The organism is Wolbachia endosymbiont of Atemnus politus (assembly GCF_013309895.1).
In genome coordinates this window covers 1-4,493 of the sequence record NZ_JAAXCS010000101.1, presented here as the reverse complement: position 1 = coordinate 4,493, position 4,493 = coordinate 1, and the positions used below count along the sequence as shown (strand labels likewise).

The 4,493-nt window shown below is 33.0% G+C and carries 3 protein-coding genes and 5 pseudogenes; 5 read left to right on the top strand and 3 right to left on the bottom strand.

Features of this window, described 5'->3' with window-relative positions; genetic code table 11:
• Both rpsI and rplM read right to left on the bottom strand, forming a co-directional pair.
• The coding region (rpsI, locus tag HET73_RS06070) for a 30S ribosomal protein S9 (RefSeq protein ID WP_174134188.1) at positions 1–164 on the bottom strand (164 nt) is incomplete at its 3' end.
• A 2-nt stretch (positions 165–166) separates the two neighbouring features.
• Complete coding sequence (rplM, locus tag HET73_RS06065; RefSeq protein ID WP_174132991.1) at positions 167–634, bottom strand: 50S ribosomal protein L13; 468 nt, start codon at positions 632–634, stop codon at positions 167–169.
• 130 nt (positions 635–764) lie between these two features.
• Between rplM and HET73_RS06060 the strand changes: the two are divergent.
• The 4 genes and pseudogenes from HET73_RS06060 (at position 765) to HET73_RS06050 (ending at position 3,262) form a co-directional block, all read left to right on the top strand.
• Positions 765–2,000, top strand: a pseudogene (locus HET73_RS06060) (TolC family protein).
• Between the two features lie 234 nt (positions 2,001–2,234).
• Positions 2,235–2,483: a hypothetical protein gene (locus HET73_RS08565; protein ID WP_246210219.1), complete on the top strand. Its 249-nt coding sequence runs from the start codon at positions 2,235–2,237 to the stop codon at positions 2,481–2,483.
• A gap of 20 nt (positions 2,484–2,503) precedes the next feature.
• Positions 2,504–2,578: pseudogene (locus tag HET73_RS09695) on the top strand (PopZ family protein); the annotation flags it as partial.
• Positions 2,579–2,655: 77 nt separating this feature from the next.
• A pseudogene (locus HET73_RS06050) lies at positions 2,656–3,262 on the top strand (RlmE family RNA methyltransferase).
• Here the strand turns inward: HET73_RS06050 and HET73_RS06045 are convergent.
• A pseudogene (locus HET73_RS06045) lies at positions 3,259–3,908 on the bottom strand (heme exporter protein CcmB). The pseudogenes HET73_RS06050 and HET73_RS06045 overlap by 4 nt on opposite strands.
• A 110-nt stretch (positions 3,909–4,018) precedes the next feature.
• Between HET73_RS06045 and HET73_RS06040 the strand changes: the two are divergent.
• A pseudogene (locus HET73_RS06040) lies at positions 4,019–4,404 on the top strand (TraR/DksA family transcriptional regulator).
• Positions 4,405–4,493: the final 89 nt, after the last annotated feature.

The following is a 4,493-nucleotide window of genomic DNA, read 5'->3' as shown; positions in this document are numbered from 1 at the left end:
ATTAATAGCTTGTCTTTCTGATTAACATTAAACTTTCCATTTCCTAGCTTTATCCATACTCTTGCTACAGATTCCTTTCTTCGACCTGTAGCATATAAACAACCCAGTGAATCAATTGCTGGTTTAGTTATTTTTTCTGATTGATTTATTACAGAATTTTCCATTTTTACTCCATCATTTTTTTATTTTTACGATTCAAAGAAGCAAAATCTATCTTTTCAGGTTGCTGCTCTTGGTGCTTATATTCTGTACCAGAATAAACATATAAATTTTCAAAACGCTTACGTGCCATAGGGCCACCATCAAGCATCCTTTGTACTGCCATTTCTATTACACGCTCGGGGAATTTGCCATTCAGAATATTACCCGGAGTAGTTTTTTTCAAACCACCAGGATAACCTGTATGCTTATAGTAAATTTTCCCTTTAAGTTTCTTCCCAGTAAAATACACCTTCTCTGCGTTGATAATAATTACATTATCACCACAATCCATATGAGGTGTATATTCAGGTTTATGTTTTCCACGCAGTAATGTTGCAACAAACGCCGCAAGCCTTCCTACTACTAACCCTTTTGCATCTATAACAAACCACCTTTTATTGATTTGTTTTTCTTTTAAGAAAAAAGTCTTCATCGTTTCAATTATACAATAGTAACTTATGATACACTTAATTTCTAAATACTGTCAACAACATTAGTTATTGATTACTAAAACAATTTATGTTAGTAATTTAGCTGCACAGCCCAATATACATAGGAGTAGAATGTTTCGGTTAATTATTACGCTCGCGGTCATTTTTAGTACTATCAGTTGCTATGCAATCGATCTTGAAGAAGCTATAAGTAAAGCTATTAAAAATAGTTCAAAATTAAAATCTCAATTCTACCAATATAAAAGTGCAGAAAGACAGCTAAAGTCTTCTGGATTATAGCTGGGTTTCTGCCAGATATTCATTTGCGATACAGCTTTGATAAGAGCTTTAATTCTAACAAAAGTTTCACTTTGAACCAAAAAAATAATAGACGGCGGTGGCACTTTTGCCACATTTAACCGATCAAGTAACCTCCTCAAAGCAGAAAAGATGCGGTTTCAACAGTTGAAACAAGAACTTGTGCACTTAATACCGTAAAAGCATACGTTGACGTTTTACGAAGGACAGAAATATTAAAATTTAGTGAGCACAAAGAACGCGTTTCTCTAGAGCACTTGTCAGCGATGAAAAAACGTCTTTCCCTTGGAGAGGTGACCAACGCTGAAGTTTCACTAGCAAAAGCAAAATTTTCATCTTCAGTGTCAGAAAGAGTCGATGCTGAAGACAAATTAAAATTGGCAAACATTGCTTACTTTCACTTAATTGGTGAAGATCCTGATGAACTTTCTGAAGCTAATGATAAATTACCTTCCATTCCGGAACTAACCGAGTGTTTACAATTAGTAAAAACCAATAATCTGTCTCTAAAAGCAGCAGTTTATCAAAAAAAAAAAGAGCAGCCGGAATTGGGGTGATTGCTGCAACCTCTAAATTACTTCCATCTTTAAATCTTGCTGCAAGTACAAATCTTGATTTGAGCAAGAAAGAGAAGCCTTTATTCGAGGAGATATTAGGAAATGTCAGGATTGGTTTTACTCTTGATGTTCCAATCTTTAAGAGAGGAATGAATGCTTTTGGTGTAAGTCAAGCTGGAATGGATGCAAAAAGATCCACTCATGATTATTATGAGACAGTGAAGAATATAGAAAAAGAGGTCGTAAATGCTTGGAATAACGTCCTGACAGCAAAATCTGTTATTAAAGCAAGTCAAGAGGCCGAAAAAGCAGCAGCCCTAGCGTTAGAAGGAGTTGAGCAAGAAGTCAACCTCAAAATTTAAAAAGCACAACTGAGCTTTTGGACACTGAAGATGCATTATTTAAAGCACGTTCGGATTTAGTTGAAGCAAAAAGTGATTACGTGATCAGTGTTTACAAGTTGCTTTTAACGATAAATAGTATAGATTTCTAAATTTAATGGTATTAGCGTTATGAATGATGGACAAAATAATCAATCTGTAAAAGATATCCTAGAGGATATAAAAAAGCTATATCTGGTAAAAACGCAAATGATGACAAAGTGAAAATAAAAGAGAAAGAAGATGATGATGTGCTGTACCTTGAAGAAGAGTACTTGTAAGATCCAGAAGAAGGTAATAGAAATGAGGATAAAGAAGACATCAACAATAATGATCAGAGCGAGGAAATGGTTTTCGATAATGCCAAACTCAACAGTCATAGCCATGATTTAGAGGAAGAAAAAGGTGTTCGCTTGCAGCATAATACCCAAATTAGCTGTGATAGAGTGGATAATAGTAGCTTACAAGTACAAAATAATGATCATCTAGTTTTAAAAGAAAATATGAAGGAGATTAAAGAGCTACTTGAAAAGATGCAAAATGAATTACAGCATAAGCAACAAAAAAAAAAGCAAATCACACCGTTGAGGAATTAGTTACGTCTCCTTTAAAACCTCAGTTATCGGAATGGCTAAATAAGTACCTACATACACTGGTGAAAGAAGTAGTTGAAAAGAGCTCAAAGACATAATTAACAGTAAGTAGGTACCAGCGATAAAAACTAGAGTAAAAACAGCTAAAGGTCTAAAATTATCTTCAACCAGGTGGTTGCATCGTCATTTAAATGACAAGTATGTACAAAAAACTAATAAGGATGGATATAGATCGCGCTCGGCATACAAGTTGCTAGAAATAGACAATAAATTTAAATTGCTACAAAAGGGACAAAAAATTATTGACCTTGGCGCTTCTTCCGGTGGATGGTCACAAGTTGCATCCCAGAAAAGAGCAAATGTAGTTGCTGTTGACATAAAGCCAATAAACACGATTAATGGAGTAGAATATGTACAATGCGATATTATAAACGAGCTTGAAATTTTAAAGGAAAGATTAAAAAATCAAAAATTTGATGTAATTTTATCTGATATGGCCCCAGAGCCTTGTGGTTTAAAATCGTTGGACCATATAAGAATCATGCTTCTATGCGAAGCAACATTGAACCTTGCAAAGCATTCCTAAATCATGGCGGTAAGTTTGTAGTAAAAATTTTTCAAGGAGAATCTGACAAAGATTTTTGCAACGAGTTAAAAAAATGTTCAAAACAGTAAAATACTTCAAACCAAAATCAAATAGATCTGAATCTACAGAAATGTATTTAGTAAGCTTAAACTTTATCGGCAGCAGTTCTTCTGTGAAATGTGACAAAACTTTCTAATCCTGCTCTACAGCAAATTTCAGTGCCATATGGGCAGCTATAATGCTATTAACTATCAGAATGGCAAAAATTAACGCAGTAATAAGTAATATATGAATATTCAAAGATAAACTTTCAAACTGAACTAGTAATTTAAAGTATACAAAAGTTGGCATCGTGATCGTCAAAACAAGAATTTGTGATATTCCTGACGCCAAATTGTTTTGGCCGATCATTAATGCATTTCCAGTAGCTGAAATATTAATTACTATCAGCGTATTTAGTAACAAAGATAGGCCAATTGCTAATGAGTATTCAATATTGTTACCCAGCACTACGAAGCTAAACATGGAAGAAATTATTGAAATCGGCAAGCCAAACAATAACCAGTGAGCAAAAATTTTATAAGCAATTATAAACTTAGAGGAAAGTGGTTATGTATGAAGATTTGCTCTAATATTCCGTCATGATAATCAGAAACAAATAAATTATTTGTAGAGATTTGCAAAACAAATGTAGCGCATATCTATGTAAATGTTAACATAACTTCCTGTGTACTGTTATTTTCAAGTGTAAATGAAGATAAGCTTAACATTACAATAAAAATACATATTATGTAGATGAGATTGTTATTGTTTATTGTTAATTTTTTTAACAAGCCGATCATACTAGGCTCTCTTTTAAATGTTTATTATAAATTATAGTGTTTACTTTGAGATAGTATAATTTCTTATTCATGGATTATACAGATTTTATTATTTAATTAATAATGCAATTATGGAAGAGTTACCAAAAATAAAATTATCAGAAGGTTACACTCCTTCAGAAGATGAAGAATACATGAGCGTAAAACAGATGGAGTACTTCAACTTAAAATTGCAATCGATGTTTGCTGAGCTAGATAAACACAAGAACTAGAAGATATTATATATTACTCTGATGAAGATAGTGGAAATGAGAAACTGATCAAGCGCAGAAAATAGAGAAGAGAAAAAATTAAGGAGGCATTAGAAAAAATAAAATTAGGTACTTACGGCTAATGTAAAGGGACAGGAGAAGAAATAGGGATTGAAAGACTGAAAGCCAATCCGCTTGCTATACATTGTATTGAAGAGCAAGAAAGATTAGAAAAAGAAAAGAACGTATATAACATCGAAGATTAAGGAAGTGTTAAATAAACCATACGCGTCAAGTTAAGGAAAGAAGGTACAAAAGGACAGAATAATAAGCTCCCAAATATGTTTTTAGTGAA